Raw genomic sequence first — 17522 nt, forward strand, 5'->3', positions numbered from 1 at the left:
GGGGAGTCTGTCAAGCAAAATGCTCCCGGATGGCTTCTACCAGACCCTGGATGGTATATTCTCGAGCCTCAATATGGGGGGGATGGCCCAACTCCCGCAGGGTTTCACTGGTGATGGGCCCAATGGAGGCCAGGCGTATCCCCTGAGGCAGTTCTCGCCCTCCCAAAAGCTTGAAAAAGTTACGGGCCGTGGAGGAACTAGTGAAGGTCACCAGGTCCACTCCTTGAGAAAGGGCCTCTTCTAGTAACCTTTGGGACTCTTCGGGGAGTACCGTGCGATAGGCCGGGACTACCTCCACCTGGGCCCCCATCTCCCGGAGGCTTTCCGGAAGGATCTCTCGAGCCTCCTCAGCCCGAGGAAGAAGCACCTTTTTCCCCTGGAGATCCACCTTGGAGAAGGCCTCAATCAGCCCCTCGGCCCGATATTCCCGAGGAAGGAGATCCGGTAAAAGACCGAGCTCCCGTAAGGCCTCCCCGGTAGCCACTCCAATTACCGCAAGGCGGGCCCGGCTTAAAGCTCGAGCATCCCTCCCCAAGGCAAAGAGCCTTTCCCGGAAAAAGCGCACCGCATTCTGGGAGGTGAAGATCACCCAGTCAAACTCCTCGAGGCTTTGCAGGGCCTGGTCTAAGGGCTCAAAACTTTCCGGCGGCACGATCTTAATGGTGGGAATCTCCAGAACTTCAGCCCCCAATTCTTCCAGGGCCTCGGTGAGGCGACTGGCCTGTTCCCGGGTACGGGTTACGATCACCCGGCGGCCAAAAAGGGGACGATTGTCAAACCAGCGGAACTTTTCTCGCAGACGGGCTACCTCTCCCACCAGAATGATGGCCGGGGCGGAAAGGCCCGCCCGTTGCACCTCCTCCACAATGGTAGAGAGGGTTCCGGTGGCTACCCGCTGACGGGGGGTGGTCCCCCACTGGATCACGGCTACCGGAGTCTCTGGAGACCGGCCCTGGGAGAGGAGATGCTCACAGATTCGGGGAAGATTTTTCATCCCCATGAGAAAGATCAGGGTACCGATACGCGAGAGAGCCTGCCAATCAATGGCCGAGTCCTCTTTGCCCTCGGCCTCGTGTCCGGTCACCAGGGCTAGGGTAGAGGTGAAACGGCGATGGGTAACGGGAATTCCGGCATAGGCCGGGGCGGCCAGGGCCGAGGTCACCCCCGGGACCACCTCGAAGGGGATCCCGTGGGCCAGAAGGGCCTCGATCTCCTCTCCTCCTCGTCCGAACACAAAGGGATCCCCCCCTTTGAGGCGAACCACGATCTTCCCGGCCAGGGCCTTTTCCACCAAGAGGCGGTTGATCCCCTCCTGAGAAAGGGTATGGTGCCCGCCCTTTTTGCCTACGTAAATCTTTTCGGCGGTCTCGGGGGCGTGAGAGAGAAGTCGGGGATTGGCTAGATAATCGTAGACTACCACCTCGGCCTGGGCCAGGGCTTTGAGACCCCGCAAGGTGATAAGCCCCGGATCTCCCGGCCCGGCCCCTACCAAATAGACCTTGCCCTTTCTCATGAGAGAAGCTCCGCTAAAATTTGCTCCCCACCCTGAGAGAGGAGATCCTCGGCCAGGGCCACCCCTAGGGCCTCGGCCTCCCGAGGATCTCCCTCGCGTCCGGCCCGATAAAAACGCCGCCCCTCCGGATCGGCGACAAAACCTTGCAGGTGCAGGCGGCCATCCTCGAGCCGAGCGTGGGCCGCAAGAGGCACCTGACAGCCCCCCTCCAGACGGTGCAAAAAGGCCCTTTCGGCCCGGGCACAGAGGGCGGTCTCCTCGTGGTGCAGGGCCGCAAGGAGGGCCGCGGTCTCCCGGTCTTCCTCCCGGGCCTCCACGGCCAGGATCCCTTGCCCCACCGCCGGAAGAAACTCCTCCACCGGAAGCGGGGTCCGCTCCACATTCACCCCCAGCCGGCGGAGCCCGGCCTCAGCCAGAAGAATGGCCTCGTACTGCCCCTCGGAAAGTTTGCGCAAACGGGTATCCACGTTTCCCCGCAGGGGAAGGATCTTGAGATCTGGACGCCGGTGACGCAACTGAGCCGCCCGGCGCAGACTACTGGTGCCTACCCGGGCCCCGGCAGGAAGATCAGAAAGCCCCTGGCCTACCCGACTCACCAGGGCGTCTCGTGGATCCTCGCGGGGAGGGAAGGCGGCCAGATAAAGCCCTCTCGGAAGCTCCGAAGGGACATCCTTTAGGCTATGCACGGCAAAGTCGATCTCTCCCCGCAGAAGGGCCTCCTCGATCTCCTTTACAAAAAGGCCCTTGCCCCCAATCTTGGCCAGGGGAACGTCCTGGATTTTGTCCCCCTTGGTCTTGATGATTACGGTCTCAAAATGGACCTCGGGAAAACGCTCCCGGAGGCGGGAAAGGACCCACTGAGTCTGGGTGAGGGCCAGCTTGCTTCCGCGGGTGCCGACCCGAAAGGTCTTTTTCATCAGTGGCAGGAGCTACAGGTCCCGCCGGCACACCCACTGCAGCCTCCGGCAGGCCCAGAGGAACTCACAAAACGACTCCCACTCTTAAACCCGAAGGCCGACATCAAACGCCGCACCCGGTCGCTTCCGCACTTGCGGCACTTCACCCCCTCCGCGGAGCCAAAGACCAGCTCCTCGAAGGTCTCACCACAGTCCTCGCACTCGAACTCATAGATCGGCATCTTCGCCCTCCCACATCTCCACTACCGCCCCGTGAAGGAGCGGGATCAAGATCTCGTGATGTCCGGTAATACTATAACCCTTTCCGGCGGAAAGGGTAGGCCGGTGCACCACATTGGTAAGAGGGCGATATTGACGAAGAAAGTCTAAGTTAGCGGTCACGAAATGTTCTACCCGATGGCCCAGGTTCCGCACCGCGGAAAGGGCCTTGAGAAAGACCTCCGGTAAGAGGACCGCAGAGCCGGAAAGGACGAAGACCCCCCCTTCGAGTTCAGAGACCAGACGGCAGAAGATTCGAAAATCCAGATAGGTGGCCTCCCCAATGGCTGCCCCCTCGGCCGAAGGATGGATGTGTACAATGTCTGTGCCTATGGCTACATGTACGGTAAGCGGCACCCCCAGCTCGTAGGCCCGGGCAAAGAGGCTCAGGTGTTTGTAAGGGAAATTCCCCTCGGCGATGAGTTTTCCTAGGGCCCAGCCCAGCCCCTGGCCCCGGGCCCCGAGACGGGCCGCCTCATTGAGGAGTTCCCCGGTCTCCTTTGCAGCCCCAAAGCTTCCATCACGCAAGGCCGCAGCCACATCCTCTGAGGTGTTCCCGCACATGGCCAGTTCTGCATCGTGGACCATAGAGGCTCCGTTGGTGGCCAAGGCAGTCACCAGGCCCCTTTCCATAAGATCCAAGAGATAGGGGGAAGCCCCCACCTTGATCACGTGGGCCCCGAAGGCCCAGATCACCGGCCGATCTCTTTTCCGGGCCCGGACTATCTCCCGGGCCAGATCCAGAAGATCCCGGGCGGCAAGTTCTTTAGGGAGAGCCCTTAAGAATTCACGAAGAGTCCTCCCCGGCCCCAGGGGGCGACCCAGTTTCTCTACGGAGACCTTGCTGGGACGTTCGAAAAGGCTGTAAGTGCGCAGGTCCTCAAAGGAAAGGGGCTCAGGCCGTTTCCCCAAAGCAGGCCTCCTCGAGGAGCTCCGCAAAAAGATGCAGGAAAAGGAGATGTCCCTCCTGGATGCGGGGGGTCTCGTTGGAGGGCACCAGGAGCACCAGGTCGCAGACCTCCGGGAGTCTCCCCCCGTCTCCCCCTCCGAGGCCCACGGTGTAAAGGTCAAGTTCCCGAGCCCGGGAAAGGGCCCGGATCACGTTTGCGGAGCGACCACTGGTACTGATCCCCAAGGCAATGTCTCCCGGACGCCCCAAGGCCTCGATCTGTTTGACAAAGATCAGTTCAAAGTCGTAGTCGTTGCCTATGGCCGTAAGAATAGAGGTGTCCGTGGTGAGGGCTAGGGCCGGAAGGGGGGAGCGCTCGCGTCGGAAACGATTCACCAGCTCCGCAGCCAAGTGTTGCGCGTCGGCCGCACTTCCGCCATTGCCAAAGATAAGAAGTTTCCCTCCCCGGACAAAACATTCCCAGGTGGTGGTCACCAGGGAAAGAATTTTTTCTCCTTCTTTTTCAATAAAGGCCCGGGTGGCCTGGTGGGAGGCCTCGAGGATCTCCAAAAGACGCGCCTTGGGGAAAGGGCTTTTCATGTCTCTCTCCTTAAGAGAAGGTCTCTTATCCGGTAAAAAGCAAGCCCCAGGTATTCGTGTACGGCCTCATTGGTGAGCTCCAGATACACGGGATCCGGAAGGAGATAGATTAGATGGAAGGGCCGAAAACGACTCTGATGAGAAAGATAGACCGCGGGATAGGGAAGGGGTTTAAGCCCTACCCTTCGGAAGAGATAGAGGGCCCGACGGAGATGGTGCGCACTGGTGATGACCACAAAGCGCTTTCCGGAAAGTTTATCCTTCAAGGCCGCCACGCTGGAAATCGTATCCCGAGGGGCGTCCAAGAATTCCGCCTCTATTCCACATTCTCGGGAAAGCTCCGCCAGATAAACGCTTCCTGGACCTTCTAGCGAGCCGCCCACCAACAAAAGGTGCGCCCGGAGGAGCTCCTTCTTGAGCCTTACGGCGGCAAGCCAGCGGGCCAAGGTCTCCCGGCTAAAACGTTCTTCTAAATAGAGCCCCGGGGCCCCATAGATGCGGGCCGGAAGGACCACCAGATAGTCCACCTCCCGGAGGCTTTCCAGCGGAGGACGCTCAAAGCCGGCCTCTAGGGGCCGCAGAAGAAAATAGGGCAAGAAGGGTGTGCTGGCCAAATAATAAAGGACCAGGGCCGTGAAAAGAAGGGCCCGGCGCCTTCCCCGCCTTTTCCCCCAAAGAGCATAAAAACTAACCCCCAACAAAAGGAGGAAGATCACCCCTGAAGGGTAGAGAAGATAAAGCAAGACCTTTTTGAGGAGAAAGCCTACAGGCATCTTGAAAAATTAAAACTGGCGGGGCTGACGGGACTTGAACCCGCGACCTCCGGCGTGACAGGCCGGCGTTCTAACCGTGCTGAACTACAGCCCCGCCTCTTTTTCTAAATATAACCCAAATCCTGGTGGGCGGAAGAGGATTCGAACCTCTGACCCCCGGCTTGTAAGGCCGATGCTCTCCCACTGAGCTATCCGCCCGCCGAGGGGCAAAATAACCGGTTTTCCTTTAAGTGTCAATGAGGCCGGATCTCTTCCGCCTCCTTCTCCTTTACCAGGGCCCAAATGTCCAGCGGAGGTACATCCCGAAAGAGCTTTTCCGGATCCTCCAGCACCAGGGCGGCTTTGAGCACCTCGTCCATGTGCTCCACGGTGAGGATCCGCAGACCCTTAAGGACCTTGGCCGGGATCTCCTTGAGGTCCTTTTCGTTTTCTTTGGGAAGGATCACCGTCTCGATGTTCCCCCGCTTGGCCGCCAGCAACTTCTCCTTAAGTCCTCCCACCGGAAGGACCCGCCCTCTCAGGGTGATCTCCCCGGTCATGGCCACCGTATTTTTGACCGGGATCTTGAGAAGGGCGGAGACGATGGCCGTGGCGATGGTGATCCCTGCACTGGGACCGTCTTTAGGGATAGCCCCCTCAGGCACATGCACATGGATGTCGATCTTCTGGTAAAAGTCCCAGGGCAGGCCCAGCTGATGAGCCCGAGAGCGCACGTAGCTCATGGCCGCCTGAACCGACTCCTGCATCACCTCTCCGAGCTTTCCGGTAATATGGAGCTGACCCTTTCCAGGCATGATCACCGCCTCGATCTGAAGGAGGGAGCCCCCGCTTTCCGTCCAGGCCATGCCGGTAGCCATCCCCACTTCGGGTTTGCCCTCCGCCACTCCATAGCGGTAACGCGGCACCCCGAGGAACTTGGTCAGGCGCCGGATGGTCACCGTGGTAGGCCGGAAGGCCTTGGGATCTTTGGCCACCTCCTTGGCGATCTTGCGGCAGATGGAGGCCAGCTCCCGCTCCAGATTCCGCACCCCGGCCTCCCGGGTGTAGCGCCGGATAATCTCCAGAAGGGTCTTGTCCGGAATGGGGACCTGTTCGGGTTTCAGGCCATGGGCCTCAAGTTGCCGCGGAAGGAGATAGTTCTTGGCAATCTCTAACTTTTCCTCCTCGGTATAGCCCGGAATCTCAATGATCTCCATCCGATCCAGAAGTGGAGCCGGAATGGTATGGAGGGCGTTGGCCGTGGTAATGAAAAAGACCTGCGAGAGATTGTAGCCCAGTTCCAGATAGTGGTCCTGGAAGGCATGATTCTGTTCGGGATCGAGCACCTCGAGCAGGGCCGCCGCGGGATCCCCCCGGAAATCCACCCCGATCTTGTCCACTTCATCCAGACAGAAGACCGGATTGATGGTTCCGGCCTTGCGCATACCCTGGATGATCTTTCCGGGAAGGGCCCCGATGTAAGTCCGCCGATGCCCCCGGATCTCGGCCTCATCCCGCACCCCACCCAGGGACATGCGCACAAAGTTCCGACCCAGGGCCCGAGCCACCGAGCGGGCCAGGGAGGTCTTGCCCACACCCGGAGGCCCCACCAGACAGAGGATGGGTCCCTTGATCTTCTTGGAGAGTTTTTGGACCGCCAGGTGCTCTAGGATGCGCTGTTTGGGCTTTTCCAGGCCGAAGTGGTCCTCGTTGAGGATGCGCTCCACTTCCTCGAGATCTAACTTGTCCCTGGTCTTTTCATACCAGGGGAGGGAAAGGATCCAGTCAATATAGTTGCGGACCACCGTGGCCTCAGCACTCATGGGGGACATCATGGAGAGCTTCTTGAATTCGCGCCGGACCACGGCCGCGGCCTCCTTGGGCAGGCGCTTTTTCTTGATACGGCGCTCCAGTTCCGCGAGATCGCTGCGACCGTCCTCCCGCTCGCCCAGCTCCTTCTGGATGGCCTTCATCTGCTCGTTGAGGTAGTAGTCGCGCTGGCTCTTTTCCATCTGCTTCTTGACCCGCTCCTTGATGCGCTGCTCCACCCGGGCCACCTCGATCTCTCCCCGCAGGTATCCATAGACCAGCTCTAGACGCTTGCGCACGCTGGTAAGCTCCAGGAGCCGCTGCTTCTGGGGGAGCTTCAGGTTCAAAATGGTGGCCACCTGGTCGGCCAGCTTGGCCGGCTCGTGAATCTTGAGGATGTTCTGGACCAGTTCCGCGGAAAGCTTCTTGTTGATCTGGCTGTATTCCTGAAAGGCCTCGTGGGTGAGTTTCACCAGGGCCTCAAGCTCCGGGCCGGCCTCGATGACCTCGGTCTTGGGCTCCACCTCCACCACAAAAAATTCGTACTCCGGAACAAAACGCACGATGCGGCCCCGCTGTTTGCCCTCCACCAGGGCCTTGATAGTCCCGTCCGGGAGACGCAGGACCTGGACCACCTGGCCAATGGTCCCCACCCGGTAGATGTCATCCTCACCGGGCTCGTCCAGCTGGGCGTCCTTCTGGGCCGCCAGGAAGATCTCTTTTCCTGTGGAAAGGGCGTGTTCGATGGCCAGGATGCTCTTTTCCCGGCCGATAAAAAGCGGAACCAGAGAGTTAGGATAAAGGACGATGTCTCTTAAGGGCAAAAGGGGCAGTCTTAAAAGTTCCTGACGTTCGATACTCATAACCCTCCTTCGGCCTTCTGGCCTTCGCCATCTTTATTAGGCCTCCTGGGCCCTTTTCTCATAAATTAAAATCGGCTTCTCCCGGTGCAAGATGACCTCCTCGGTGACCACACACTCCTTGACCCCCTCGAGGGTCGGAAGCTCGTACATCACCTCAAGCATAGCCTCTTCCATGATAGCCCGCAGGCCCCGGGCCCCGGTCTTGCGCCGGATGGCCTCCCGGGCCACGGCCTTAAGTGCCCCCTCGGTAAAGCGTAGGGTCACCCCGTCCATCTCAAAAAGCTTTTGATACTGTTTGACCAGGGCGTTCTTGGGCTCGGTGAGGATGCGCACCATTTCCTCTTCGGTAAGCTCGTCCAGGGTAGCCACTACCGGGACCCGCCCCACAAATTCCGGGATCATGCCGTACTTGATCAGATCCTCCGGCTGCACCTGGGCCAGGATCTCCCCCAGGGACATATCTTTGACCCGCTTGATCTCTGCCCCGAACCCCAGGCCGCTTTTCCCCAGACGCTGCCGGATGATATCCTCGAGACCTACAAAGGCTCCCCCGCAGATAAAGAGGATGTTCGTGGTGTCCATCCGGATGTATTCCTGCTGGGGGTGCTTGCGCCCGCCTTTAGGAGGGATGTTGGCGATGGTTCCCTCTAGGATCTTCAGCAGGGCCTGCTGCACCCCCTCCCCGGAGACATCCCGGGTAATCGAAGGACTTTCGGTCTTGCGGGCGATCTTGTCGATCTCGTCGATGTACACAATACCCCGTTGAGCCAGCTCCAGATCAAAATCTGCGGCCTGCAGGAGATTGAGGAGGATATTTTCCACGTCTTCGCCCACGTAACCGGCCTCGGTAAGGGTGGTGGCATCGGCGATGGTGAAGGGCACGTTCAGGAACTTGGCCAGAGTCTGAGCCAGAAGGGTCTTTCCGCAACCCGTGGGCCCGATAAGAAGGATATTGCTCTTCTGGAGCTCCACATCCTTCAGGGCCTCGGCTCCCTCGATCCGTTTGTAATGGTTGTGGACGGCCACGGCCAGGATCTTCTTGGCCCGCTCCTGACCCACCACATACTGGTCAAGAAAGGCCTTGATCTCCGAAGGCTTGGGGATGCGCTTGAGCCTCTCTTCGGAGATCTCCTTTTCGTAGTCCTCGGCGATGATCTCGTTGCAGAGTTCCACACATTCGTCACAGATGTAGACCGAAGGCCCGGCAATGAGCTTGCGGACCTCTTGCTGACTCTTTCCGCAAAAGGAGCAGTGGAGTTCCATTTCTCCCGATGACCGCTTCATGCCTTCTCCTTTTCCTCCTTCTTCTGAGCCTCACGCGGCTCGATGATCTTATCTATGATACCATATTTCTGCGCCTCTTCACCGGACATATAAAAGTCCCTTTCCGTGTCCTGACGAATGCGCTCTACCGGCTGTCCGGTGTGCCGGGCCAAAATATTATTTAGAATCTCGCGCAACCTCAGGATCTCCCGGGCCTGGATGTCCACATCCGTGGCCTGACCCTGAAAGGCCCCTATGGGTTGGTGAAGCATGATGCGGGAGTGAGGAAGGGCATACCGCTTGCCCTTGGCCCCTGCGGCCAGGAGCACCGCGGCCATGCTTGCGGCCTGCCCCATACAGATGGTGCAGATATCCGGCTTTACGTATTGCATGGTGTCATAGATGGCCAGTCCCGCAGTCACCAACCCTCCGGGAGAGTTTATGTAGAGCATAATGTCCCGTTCCGGATCTTCGGCCTCCAGGAAAAGGAGCTGGGCGATCACCAGGTTGGCCAGATGGTCATCAATGGGACCTCCGATGAAGACGATGCGCTCCTTAAGCAGCCGAGAATAAATGTCGTAGGCCCGCTCTCCACGGCCGGTCTGTTCGATAACGATAGGGATAAGGGGCATGCGCTATTCCTCCTCTTTCTTTTCGGACTCCGCAGTTCCGTTTTTGATTCGGGCCTGGGAGACCAAGAATTCTAGGGTCTTTTCCGCAAGCAGTTTGGGGACCATGTAGGTCATGATGACCCGGAGGGCCTCCTCCGGACGCCCTCCAGAGGCCCGGGCCATCTCCCGGGCCTTTTCTTCAAGCTCTTCCTGGCTTACGGTTATGCCCTCCTGCTCGGCAATCTTTTCCAGGACAAACTCCTCCCGGGCCTGCCTTTCGGCCACCGGCCGCAGGCGTTGCTTGAGCCGCTCCACGGAAATACCCGCACTCTCGAAAGTATGCCCTCTCTGCTGAAGGTCCTGCTCAATCCCCTCAAGCATCTGGGCGATCTTGAATTCCACATACCGCTCCGGCACAGGAAAATCTACCTTCTCCAGGATCTTCGAAAGGAGGTCTTCGCGGAGCTTTTCTTCGGCCTTGCGCCGACGCTCTTCTTCCAGCCGCGCCCGGACCCTCTGCCGAAGATGTTCCGCAGACTCAAAGCCCAGTTTCATCTTCTTCACAAATTCGTCGTCTAGGGGGGCCAGTTCCCGGACATAAATCTCCCGCAGGGTCACCTGGTAGCGGATCTTTTTCCCGGCCAAAAGTTCATTAAGGGCATCCTCGGGATACTCCACCTCCACCTCGATCTCCTCGCCGGCTTTGTGCCCCAGAAGGGCCTCCTCCACCCGCTCGTCAAACTCCCCGGTGCCCACATCCACATAAAGGGCCTCGGCCTCATGCCCGGGCACCGGCCGATCCCCCTCAAAGGCCTTAAAAGCGATAATGGCCACGTCTCTTTCCTGAAGTTCGTGATCCTCCGGGGCCTTTTTCACCTCGGCAAAGGTATAGCGCAGGGCCTCCAGATATTCCTCCACCTCTTCCTCCGAGACCTCCTCCGAGGGCTTTTCCACCTCAAGCCCCACATAGGCCTCCCGGGGAAGTTCAAACTCCGGACGGATCTCCACCCGGGCTGAGTAGGTGAAGGCCTGGTCTTCCCGGAGTTCCCCGTAATCTTCCACCGTGGGACGCAGGATGGGTTCCAGACCGCTTTCCCGGATGGCCTCCGGAAGGCTCTCCCTCACGATAAGCTCAATGGCCTCCTCTTCCACGTGTTCTTTAAAGAGCCTCCGGAGGACACTCTTGGGAACTCGCCCCTTGCGAAAACCTTTGAGATCTACCCGGTGAGAGAGTTTTTGACAGGTGCGGTCGATAGCCCGGGCTACGGCCTCCGGCGGGATCTCCACCTGCAGGCGCTTTTCTACCCTAGAAATATCCTCCACATTGACCTTCATAATTCGCCTCTCCTTAAAGATTTTTCGGCTTTAAGCTAACGGGAAAAACGATAAGAGACAAGGCCTACCGGAAATAGGCCTCGGGAGTGCTGGCGAGAGCCACCTGAGAAAGAAAGAGCTGAAGGTGCTGGCGGACCTGAAAGGGGACATCCTGGAATTTAAGCCCGGCCTCGTAACCCTGAGGGGTCTTTTTGACCCAACGCACCTCCGCCCCAAGTTTAATGGGGGGTTTGGCCTGGATGCAGAACTTGATCACGTCTCCGGGCTTGAGACGCCCGAGATCCCCGCGAATGCGGGCCCCCTCCGCGCTAAGATCCAGGACCTCCACCCGACACATTAAGGCCCCGTTGGCCAGACTGCCGTCCACATGGACAAGGTATCGATTGTACCAGCGTTTTTCTTCACCCATGTCCTAATACCGCCTGTTTTAACACTATAATGATCTTCTTAAAATTGGCAACCCTCTGCAAGAGTTGCTGTAGCAGGCGCTCCTGCTGGGCCAGGTTCTTCTCCATTTCTTCCAGGAGATGACGGTTGGGCTCTCCGCGGGCCCCTCCGGGAAAACGGGACGCAAGGGCCCACACGTAAAGGACCAGGGGCAGGGCCTGGCTGTAAGGGATAAGGATGACCCGATTTTCCAGAAAACTCCGGGAAAGGATGCGACAGGCCTCGGGATAGACCCCGTCGGGTACCGCCGCCAGGGCCACCCCGGCGGCCCGAGAATCCTTGAGATATTTGGTAAGCTCCCGGGCCCGGGAAAGAAGCCTTCCCGAAAGACCCCTGGAGTCGGTCCCGGGCTCCACAAACTTGCTGTCCAGGGGAATAAGGGAGCCGTCCGGAAGGCGTAAGGCAAATTCCACCCGGCCCTCCCCCATCTCCACTCCCCGGGCCAGGATCTCCGGAGGAAGATCGGCCAGGACCTCCTCCAGGAGATTTTCTCCCCCCTTTCCCGAACGGCGGCCGGAAAGCACTGCCGCCATGCGGGAGACTTCCTCGGCTACGGCCTCCAGGCGGGCCTCTACCGGAGAAAGCGCTTCACTGCGCCACCGGATCTCCCGCAGGGAATCCTCAGCACTTTTAAACTTCTCCGAAAGACGCGAAAGCTCACGAAAAAGAAAAATTTGAGTCAACAAAAGAAGAAAAATACCTATAAATAGGAGATAAATCATTCCTTTAAGGCTTGATGCAGGACTTCCAGATTGGTCAAGAGCCGCCGGTAGCGTTCCTCAAGTTCCCGGGCCCGTTCCTTTTCCTTTTCCACCACTTCCTCCGGGGCCTTTTCCACAAAGGCGGGGTTCTCAAGCCGGGCCTTCACCCGCTGCCATTCCTTTTCCACCTTGGCTTTTTCTTTTTCCAGCCGGGCTATTTCCTGGCGAAAATCCACCAGTCCGGAAAGGGGGACGAAGATCTCCGCCCGGGAAAGGACGGCCGAGGCCGCAGCCTCCGGACGCCCCGAAGCCCTCACCGCAAATTCCCCCACCCGAGCCAGCATGCGGATGAGGGCAGCCTCCCTTTCGAAGAAGGCCCTGGTCTCGGGATCTTCGCTTACGATCACCGCGGGAATCTCCTGGGTGGGATGCAGACGATAGTCGGCCCGGATGTTTCGCAGAGCTACCACCGCTTCCATGAGAAGGCCCATTTCCTCTTCCGCGGCCCCATCCCGCGGAAAATCCTCGGGGCGGGGATAAGGAGCCACCATGATACTTTCGCCTTCGTGGGGGAGGTTCTGCCAGAGTTCCTCAGTCACAAAAGGCATAAAGGGGTGGAGGAGGCGCAAAGAGGCCTCAAGCACCCGGTGGAGCACCCGCTGGGTAAGGCCTCTCTGACCCTGCTGGCGCAGATAGAGTTTGGAGGCCTCTACATACCAGTCACAGAACTCGTGCCAGAAGAAGTGGTAGAGGGCCAGGGCCGCCTGATCGAATTCATAGGCCTCCAGGCGATCCCTCACCCGCTCTACGGTGGCCGCAAGCCGGGAAAGGATCCAGCGGGAAGGCAGCGGCAGGGCCTCTTGCGGGATCTCTCCCGGCTCAAAGTCCTCCAGATTGAGGAGCACGAAGCGGGCGGCGTTCCAGATCTTATTCACGAAGTGGCGGTAGCCCTCGATCCGGGACTCGGAAAGCTTGATATCCCGACCCTGGGCGGCCAGGGCCGCCAGCGTAAAACGCAGGGCGTCGGCCCCGTACTTTTCGATCATATCCACCGGATCGATCACGTTGCCCCGGCTCTTGCTCATCTTCTGGCCCTTCTCGTCCCGCACCAGGGCGTGGATATAGACCGTGCGGAAGGGCACCGCCCCCATGAAATGGAGCCCCATCATGATCATCCGGGCCACCCAGAAAAAGAGGATATCAAAGCTGGTGACCAGAACCGAAGTAGGGTAAAAGGTCCGGAGATCCTCGGTTTTTTCCGGCCATCCCAGGGTAGAAAAGGGCCAGAGGGCCGAAGAAAACCAGGTATCCAGCACATCCTCTTCCTGGAGGATCTTTTCCGAGCCGCACTCCGGACAGCGCTCCAGGTCCTCCCGGGAGACCGAGGTCTTACCACAGTGCTCGCAGGTCCAGGCTGGGATACGGTGTCCCCACCAGATCTGCCGGGAGATACACCAGTCACGAATGCGGTACATCCAGTCGAAGTAAAGGTTGTTCCAGTTCTCCGGGACCAGACGAATAAATCCGTAATCCACCGCGGCGATGGCCGGCTGGGCCAGGGGCTTCATCCGCACGAACCACTGTTTGGAGACCAGGGGTTCTACCACGCAGTCGCAGCGGTAGCAGTGTCCCAGCATGACCTCGTAGTCCTCGGTCTTGACCAGAAATCCCTGAGCCTCAAGGTCCGCAAGGACCCGGCGTCGGGCCTCAAAACGGTCCAGCCCCGCGTAGGGGCCGGCTTCAGGGGTCATCCGGCCGTTTTCGTCCATGATCTTTACCAGGGGCAGGCCGTGACGCTGGGCCATCTCAAAGTCCGCAAAGTCATGGGCCGGGGTGACCTTGACCGCCCCGGTCCCGAATTCCGGATCCACCGCCGGGTCGGCCACCACCGGAATCTCTCTTCCGAGAAGGGGAAGGCGCAGGGTCTTCCCCACGAAGGCCCGATAACGCTCGTCTTCGGGATGGACGGCCACCGCAGTGTCGCCCAACATGGTCTCGGGCCGGGTAGTGGCCACCACGATCTCTCCGGAGCCCTCACTCAGGGGATAGCGGATGTACCAGAGGTGTCCGGGGGTGGGGCGGTGTTCCACCTCTATGTCCGCCAGCGCCGTATGACACCGGGGGCACCAGTTGATGATGTAGTCTCCCCGGTAGATGAGGCCCTCTTCCCAAAGGCGCACGAAGACCTCCCGCACCGCCCGGGAAAGACCCTCGTCCATGGTAAAGCGCAGGCGGGACCAGTCGCAGGAGGCCCCGAGGCGTTTCAACTGCTCAATAATGCGGTTCCCGAAACGTTCCTTCCACTGCCAGACCCGTTCCAGAAATTTCTCCCTACCGAGATCGTGCCGGGTCTTGCCCTCCTTGGCCAGTTCCCGCTCTACCACGTTCTGGGTAGCGATCCCGGCATGGTCCGTTCCCGGAACCCACAGGGTATCATAGCCGTCCATGCGCTTGTAACGCACGAGGATGTCCTGGATGGTGTTATTCAGGGCATGCCCGATATGGAGGCTCCCGGTGACGTTGGGAGGAGGAATAACCACAGAAAATTTGGGCTTTTTCGGGTCAAGAGAAGGTCTAAAGTATCCTCTTTCCTCCCAGAAACGGTACCATTTGTCTTCCGCTTTCCGGAAGTCATAACTCTTTGGGAGTTCTTTCACGGTACCCTCCGGATTCCATTTGGGGATCTTTCTTGGTTAACAGTTTTCTTTAAGCCAAAAGCAGGGTAAAAGCAAGCACATGCGGACCTTGATTCTGGGGGGTGCGGCCTCGGGAAAGAGTCGGCTGGCCCTGGAGCTGGCCCGCAAGGGGCCTCCTCCGCGGGTCTTCGTGGCCACGGCCGAGCCCTTGGATGCGGAGATGGCCGAAAAGATCGCCCGCCATCGTAAAGAACGGGGCCCGGACTTTGAGACCCTGGAGGTGCCTCTTGCGCTGGCCGAGACCCTCGAGGGGTTTTCCGAAGGTACCGTGGTGGTGGACTGCCTCACGGTCTGGCTGGGGAATCTCTTTCATTACCGGAGGGATCCGGAGGCCGAAATCCGCCGTCTCCTTTCCGCGGTAGAGAAGTTTCCCGGAAGGCTCATTCTGGTCTCCAACGAGGTGGGTCTCAGTCCAGTGGCCCCGGACCCCGCCCTCCGGCGCTTTGTAAACCTCCTGGGAAGGCTCAATCAGGAGCTTGCCAGCCGGGTTGAAGAAGTGAGGCTGGTGGTGGCGGGGCGGAGCCTATCTCTGAAACCCGGTCCAGATAAATATTGAGATGTCCCAGAGAGATATCTCCCTCTCCGGCCAGCGGCAACCCTTCCCGCACATAGAGCTTGGCCCGGCGGGAACGCCGAATGAGCTCGCTTTCAAAAGAAAATTCGATATCAAGGCGCAGGGCCTTCTCCCAGCCCCGGAAGGTCTTAACCTTCTCAAAATCGCGGGCCGTAACCTTGGTGGGGTGTACGCCCTCCCCGGCAAAGACCGAAAGAACCCAGGTTTCTCCCGGCCGGAAGGGGTGTTTCAGGACCGCATAAAAGGCCGAAAGTTCGTCATAGGCCGGAAGGCGGGCCCGGAAGACCTCCCGGCGCTCCTTTTTCGGGGTAATCTTGCGCTTTTCCACCCGGCCCTTTTCCGGAAAAAAGACTATCTCCTTGCGTTTGGGGTGTCCCCTCTCTAGGACTTCGATCACCGTGCGTCGGGGAAAGCCCCGGGCGTCAATTTCCGTGCGCCAGAGGGAGCGGAAGGGAAAAATCCAGGCCCCAATTCCGGTGGTGTACGCATAGGCCGTAAGGCGGGGCGGGGAAAGCCAGAGTTCGATTCGGCCCACCGGGATAAATTCCCAGGCTACCCGAAAGCGTAAATAATACCCCGAGGCCAGAGAGGATCCGGTGAAAAGGAAAAACCCGCAGAGAAATAGAAGGAGCCTCACGGAGCCCCCTCGAGGGAGGCGAACTTTTCCCGAAGGCGTCTTTCCACCCCCGGAGGCACCAGTCCCTCCAGATTACCTCCGAAGCGGGCGGCCTCTTTGATGATGGTGGAACTGATGAAGATCCAACGAAAGCCCGGCATGAGAAAGATGGTGTCCACATGACGGCAGAGGCGGCGATTCATGAGGGCCAACTGAAACTCATATTCAAAGTCTGAGACTGCCCGAAGACCCCGCACGATGACCCGGGCTCCCCGGGCCCGGCAGAATTCCACCAGAAGACCGGAAAAACTTTCGATCTCCAGACGCTCTCGCTCTTCTTCCGGAAGATCGGCCACAGCCTCCTCCAGCATTTCCAGCCTTTCCTCCAGACTGAAAAGGGGCTTTTTGGCCGGGTTTTCCCCCACGGCCACGATCAGACGATCAAAAAGCCGCAGGGCCCGCCGGATAAGATCCAGATGCCCGTTGGTCACCGGATCAAAGGTTCCCGGATAAACGGCTATCTTGGGCTCCGGGGCCATTCTCTCGACTCCTCGCGGACTTTTAGAAAATAAAGACTGGTATCCCCGTACTTTCGAATCTCCTGAACTTCAAAGGGCGTCTTTCCCGGATCTATCCTGCTGTTCCTCCTTTCTTCTAACACGATTATGGCCTCCGGGGCAAGGATCTCCGGAGGCAGGGCCGCGAGGGTCCTTTCCCCAAGGCCTTTTCCGTAAGGGGGAGTAATAAAGACCAGCTGGTAGGGGCCAGGCGGGATCCTTTTCAGGGCCTGGGGGAGGCTTCCCCGCACCAGCTGCACCCGGTCCTCCAGCCCCAGGGCCTGGACGTTTTTTCGGATCACCGAAAGGGCCTCGGCCGAGGCCTCCACGAAGACCACACTGGCGGCCCCCCGGGAGAGGGCCTCCAGCCCCAGGGCTCCGCTTCCGGAAAAGAGATCCAGGATACGGGCCCCGGAAAGCCCTCCCAGGATGTCAAAGAGGGCCTTGCGCACCCGCTCGGTCATGGGACGGGTGCCCACCCCCCGAGGGGTGGCCAGCCTCCTTCCCCGAAAAATCCCTCCGGTAATCCTCAAATCCTTCCTCCGTTTCCGACCGACACCTGACCCCGATTCTCGTTCCGTATAATCGGGTTCGATCAGGAATTCAAGCAAGTGTTGGCCCCTGCCCCTTTACAAGTTTCTTTATGTTGTGCTTTAAAGGTAGAAGAGGGATTAGTTCTTTGAAAAGTGGCCGATAAGCCTACCCGTTTGAGAGGGAGGATTATAACCGGGCGTAGTTTCGTCGTTTTTTGACTTGTCTCAAAAAAGGCCGATCATTTTCAATTTTTGCGATTAAAAGCCCGGTTAGGTTGCAGATCCTTTTCGGAGATCGTTGGAGGGCCTCGATCGAGGAGGCCCTCCTTTTAACCCTATCATTTTAGGCCTTAAAATTTTCGGTAAAATAAGGAATTATAACATCCACCGTGAGAAAACCCTCCCTCATTAAGAAGGGATTGCGACGTGACTACTATGGTGAATGGCGTCATTCTCCGACTTGAGGGTGAAAAAACCCTCCCTCATTAAGAAGGGATTGCGACCTAACGGTCTTTTGGGGTACGAAGGATTTTTCCCCATCCGGTTAAAGGGATCAGCCGGAAGGTGAGAAGGCCGAAAAAGGCTCTG

Annotated in this window: 17 protein-coding genes and 2 tRNA genes; 1 reads left to right on the plus strand and 18 read right to left on the minus strand. The window is 58.9% G+C overall.

Annotated elements, in window-relative coordinates; genetic code table 11:
- Positions 1-10: 10 nt before the first annotated feature.
- The 15 genes from cobA to FVE67_RS03775 all read right to left on the minus strand — a co-directional run bounded on the left by cobA (position 11) and on the right by FVE67_RS03775 (position 14615).
- Positions 11-1513 carry a uroporphyrinogen-III C-methyltransferase gene (gene cobA, locus FVE67_RS03705; RefSeq protein ID WP_168719308.1) on the minus strand — a complete coding sequence of 501 codons (1503 nt, stop codon included), beginning with the start codon at positions 1511-1513 and terminating at the stop codon, positions 11-13.
- Positions 1510-2430, minus strand: a complete 921-nt coding sequence (gene hemC, locus FVE67_RS03710) for a hydroxymethylbilane synthase (protein WP_168719309.1) — start codon at positions 2428-2430, stop codon at positions 1510-1512. The genes cobA and hemC overlap by 4 nt, the downstream gene beginning before the upstream one ends.
- Positions 2430-2651, minus strand: coding sequence for an FmdB family zinc ribbon protein (locus tag FVE67_RS03715; protein ID WP_168719310.1), 222 nt, complete (start codon positions 2649-2651; stop codon positions 2430-2432). The genes hemC and FVE67_RS03715 overlap by 1 nt, the downstream gene beginning before the upstream one ends.
- Positions 2638-3600, minus strand: coding sequence for a GSU2086 family protein (locus FVE67_RS03720; protein ID WP_168719311.1), 963 nt, complete (start codon positions 3598-3600; stop codon positions 2638-2640). The genes FVE67_RS03715 and FVE67_RS03720 overlap by 14 nt, the downstream gene beginning before the upstream one ends.
- On the minus strand, positions 3584-4177 hold the full coding sequence (locus tag FVE67_RS03725; protein WP_168719312.1) for a D-sedoheptulose-7-phosphate isomerase: 594 nt from the start codon (positions 4175-4177) through the stop codon (positions 3584-3586). The genes FVE67_RS03720 and FVE67_RS03725 overlap by 17 nt, the downstream gene beginning before the upstream one ends.
- A complete protein-coding gene (locus tag FVE67_RS03730) occupies positions 4174-4950 on the minus strand; it encodes a YdcF family protein (RefSeq protein ID WP_168719313.1) in 777 nt (258 codons plus the stop codon). The genes FVE67_RS03725 and FVE67_RS03730 overlap by 4 nt, the downstream gene beginning before the upstream one ends.
- Positions 4951-4966: 16 nt before the next feature.
- Positions 4967-5044 (minus strand) — tRNA-Asp (locus tag FVE67_RS03735).
- 29 nt (positions 5045-5073) lie between these two features.
- Positions 5074-5148: transfer RNA gene (locus FVE67_RS03740), tRNA-Val, on the minus strand.
- Between the two features lie 35 nt (positions 5149-5183).
- The gene (lon, locus tag FVE67_RS03745; RefSeq protein WP_168719314.1) at positions 5184-7601 is read right to left on the minus strand and encodes an endopeptidase La; all 2418 of its coding nucleotides are present in this window, start codon (positions 7599-7601) and stop codon (positions 5184-5186) included.
- 36 nt (positions 7602-7637) lie between these two features.
- Complete coding sequence (gene clpX, locus FVE67_RS03750) at positions 7638-8885, minus strand: ATP-dependent Clp protease ATP-binding subunit ClpX (protein ID WP_168719315.1); 1248 nt, start codon at positions 8883-8885, stop codon at positions 7638-7640.
- Positions 8882-9496 carry an ATP-dependent Clp endopeptidase proteolytic subunit ClpP gene (clpP, locus tag FVE67_RS03755; RefSeq protein WP_168719316.1) on the minus strand — a complete coding sequence of 205 codons (615 nt, stop codon included), beginning with the start codon at positions 9494-9496 and terminating at the stop codon, positions 8882-8884. The genes clpX and clpP overlap by 4 nt, the downstream gene beginning before the upstream one ends.
- 3 nt (positions 9497-9499) lie before the next feature.
- Positions 9500-10810, minus strand: coding sequence for a trigger factor (tig, locus tag FVE67_RS03760; RefSeq protein WP_168719317.1), 1311 nt, complete (start codon positions 10808-10810; stop codon positions 9500-9502).
- Between the two features lie 64 nt (positions 10811-10874).
- Entirely contained in the window at positions 10875-11219 is a 345-nt protein-coding gene (locus FVE67_RS03765; protein WP_168719318.1) for a PilZ domain-containing protein, read from the minus strand.
- The gene (locus FVE67_RS03770) at positions 11212-11940 is read right to left on the minus strand and encodes a DNA recombination RmuC family protein (RefSeq protein WP_168719319.1); all 729 of its coding nucleotides are present in this window, start codon (positions 11938-11940) and stop codon (positions 11212-11214) included. Before FVE67_RS03770 ends, FVE67_RS03765 begins: the two co-directional genes overlap by 8 nt.
- A 35-nt stretch (positions 11941-11975) precedes the next feature.
- Entirely contained in the window at positions 11976-14615 is a 2640-nt protein-coding gene (locus tag FVE67_RS03775; protein WP_168719320.1) for a valine--tRNA ligase, read from the minus strand.
- A gap of 79 nt (positions 14616-14694) precedes the next feature.
- Between FVE67_RS03775 and FVE67_RS03780 the strand changes: the two genes are divergently transcribed.
- Positions 14695-15210 (plus strand): bifunctional adenosylcobinamide kinase/adenosylcobinamide-phosphate guanylyltransferase, encoded by a 516-nt coding sequence (locus FVE67_RS03780; protein ID WP_168719321.1) that lies wholly within the window; start codon positions 14695-14697, stop codon positions 15208-15210.
- Here FVE67_RS03780 and FVE67_RS03785 read toward each other — a convergent pair.
- Genes FVE67_RS03785 through rsmD form a run of 3 tightly spaced genes read right to left on the minus strand, consistent with a single transcriptional unit; the run spans position 15119 to position 16934 of the window.
- Complete coding sequence (locus FVE67_RS03785; RefSeq protein ID WP_168719322.1) at positions 15119-15865, minus strand: DUF3108 domain-containing protein; 747 nt, start codon at positions 15863-15865, stop codon at positions 15119-15121. The two genes, FVE67_RS03780 and FVE67_RS03785, sit on opposite strands and share 92 nt — an antisense overlap.
- The gene (coaD, locus tag FVE67_RS03790; protein ID WP_168719323.1) at positions 15862-16383 is read right to left on the minus strand and encodes a pantetheine-phosphate adenylyltransferase; all 522 of its coding nucleotides are present in this window, start codon (positions 16381-16383) and stop codon (positions 15862-15864) included. Before coaD ends, FVE67_RS03785 begins: the two co-directional genes overlap by 4 nt.
- A complete protein-coding gene (gene rsmD / locus FVE67_RS03795) occupies positions 16362-16934 on the minus strand; it encodes a 16S rRNA (guanine(966)-N(2))-methyltransferase RsmD (protein ID WP_168719324.1) in 573 nt (190 codons plus the stop codon). Before rsmD ends, coaD begins: the two co-directional genes overlap by 22 nt.
- Positions 16935-17522: the final 588 nt, after the last annotated feature.

The organism is Thermosulfurimonas marina, assembly GCF_012317585.1.
GTDB lineage: Bacteria > Desulfobacterota > Thermodesulfobacteria > Thermodesulfobacteriales > Thermodesulfobacteriaceae > Thermosulfurimonas_A > Thermosulfurimonas_A marina.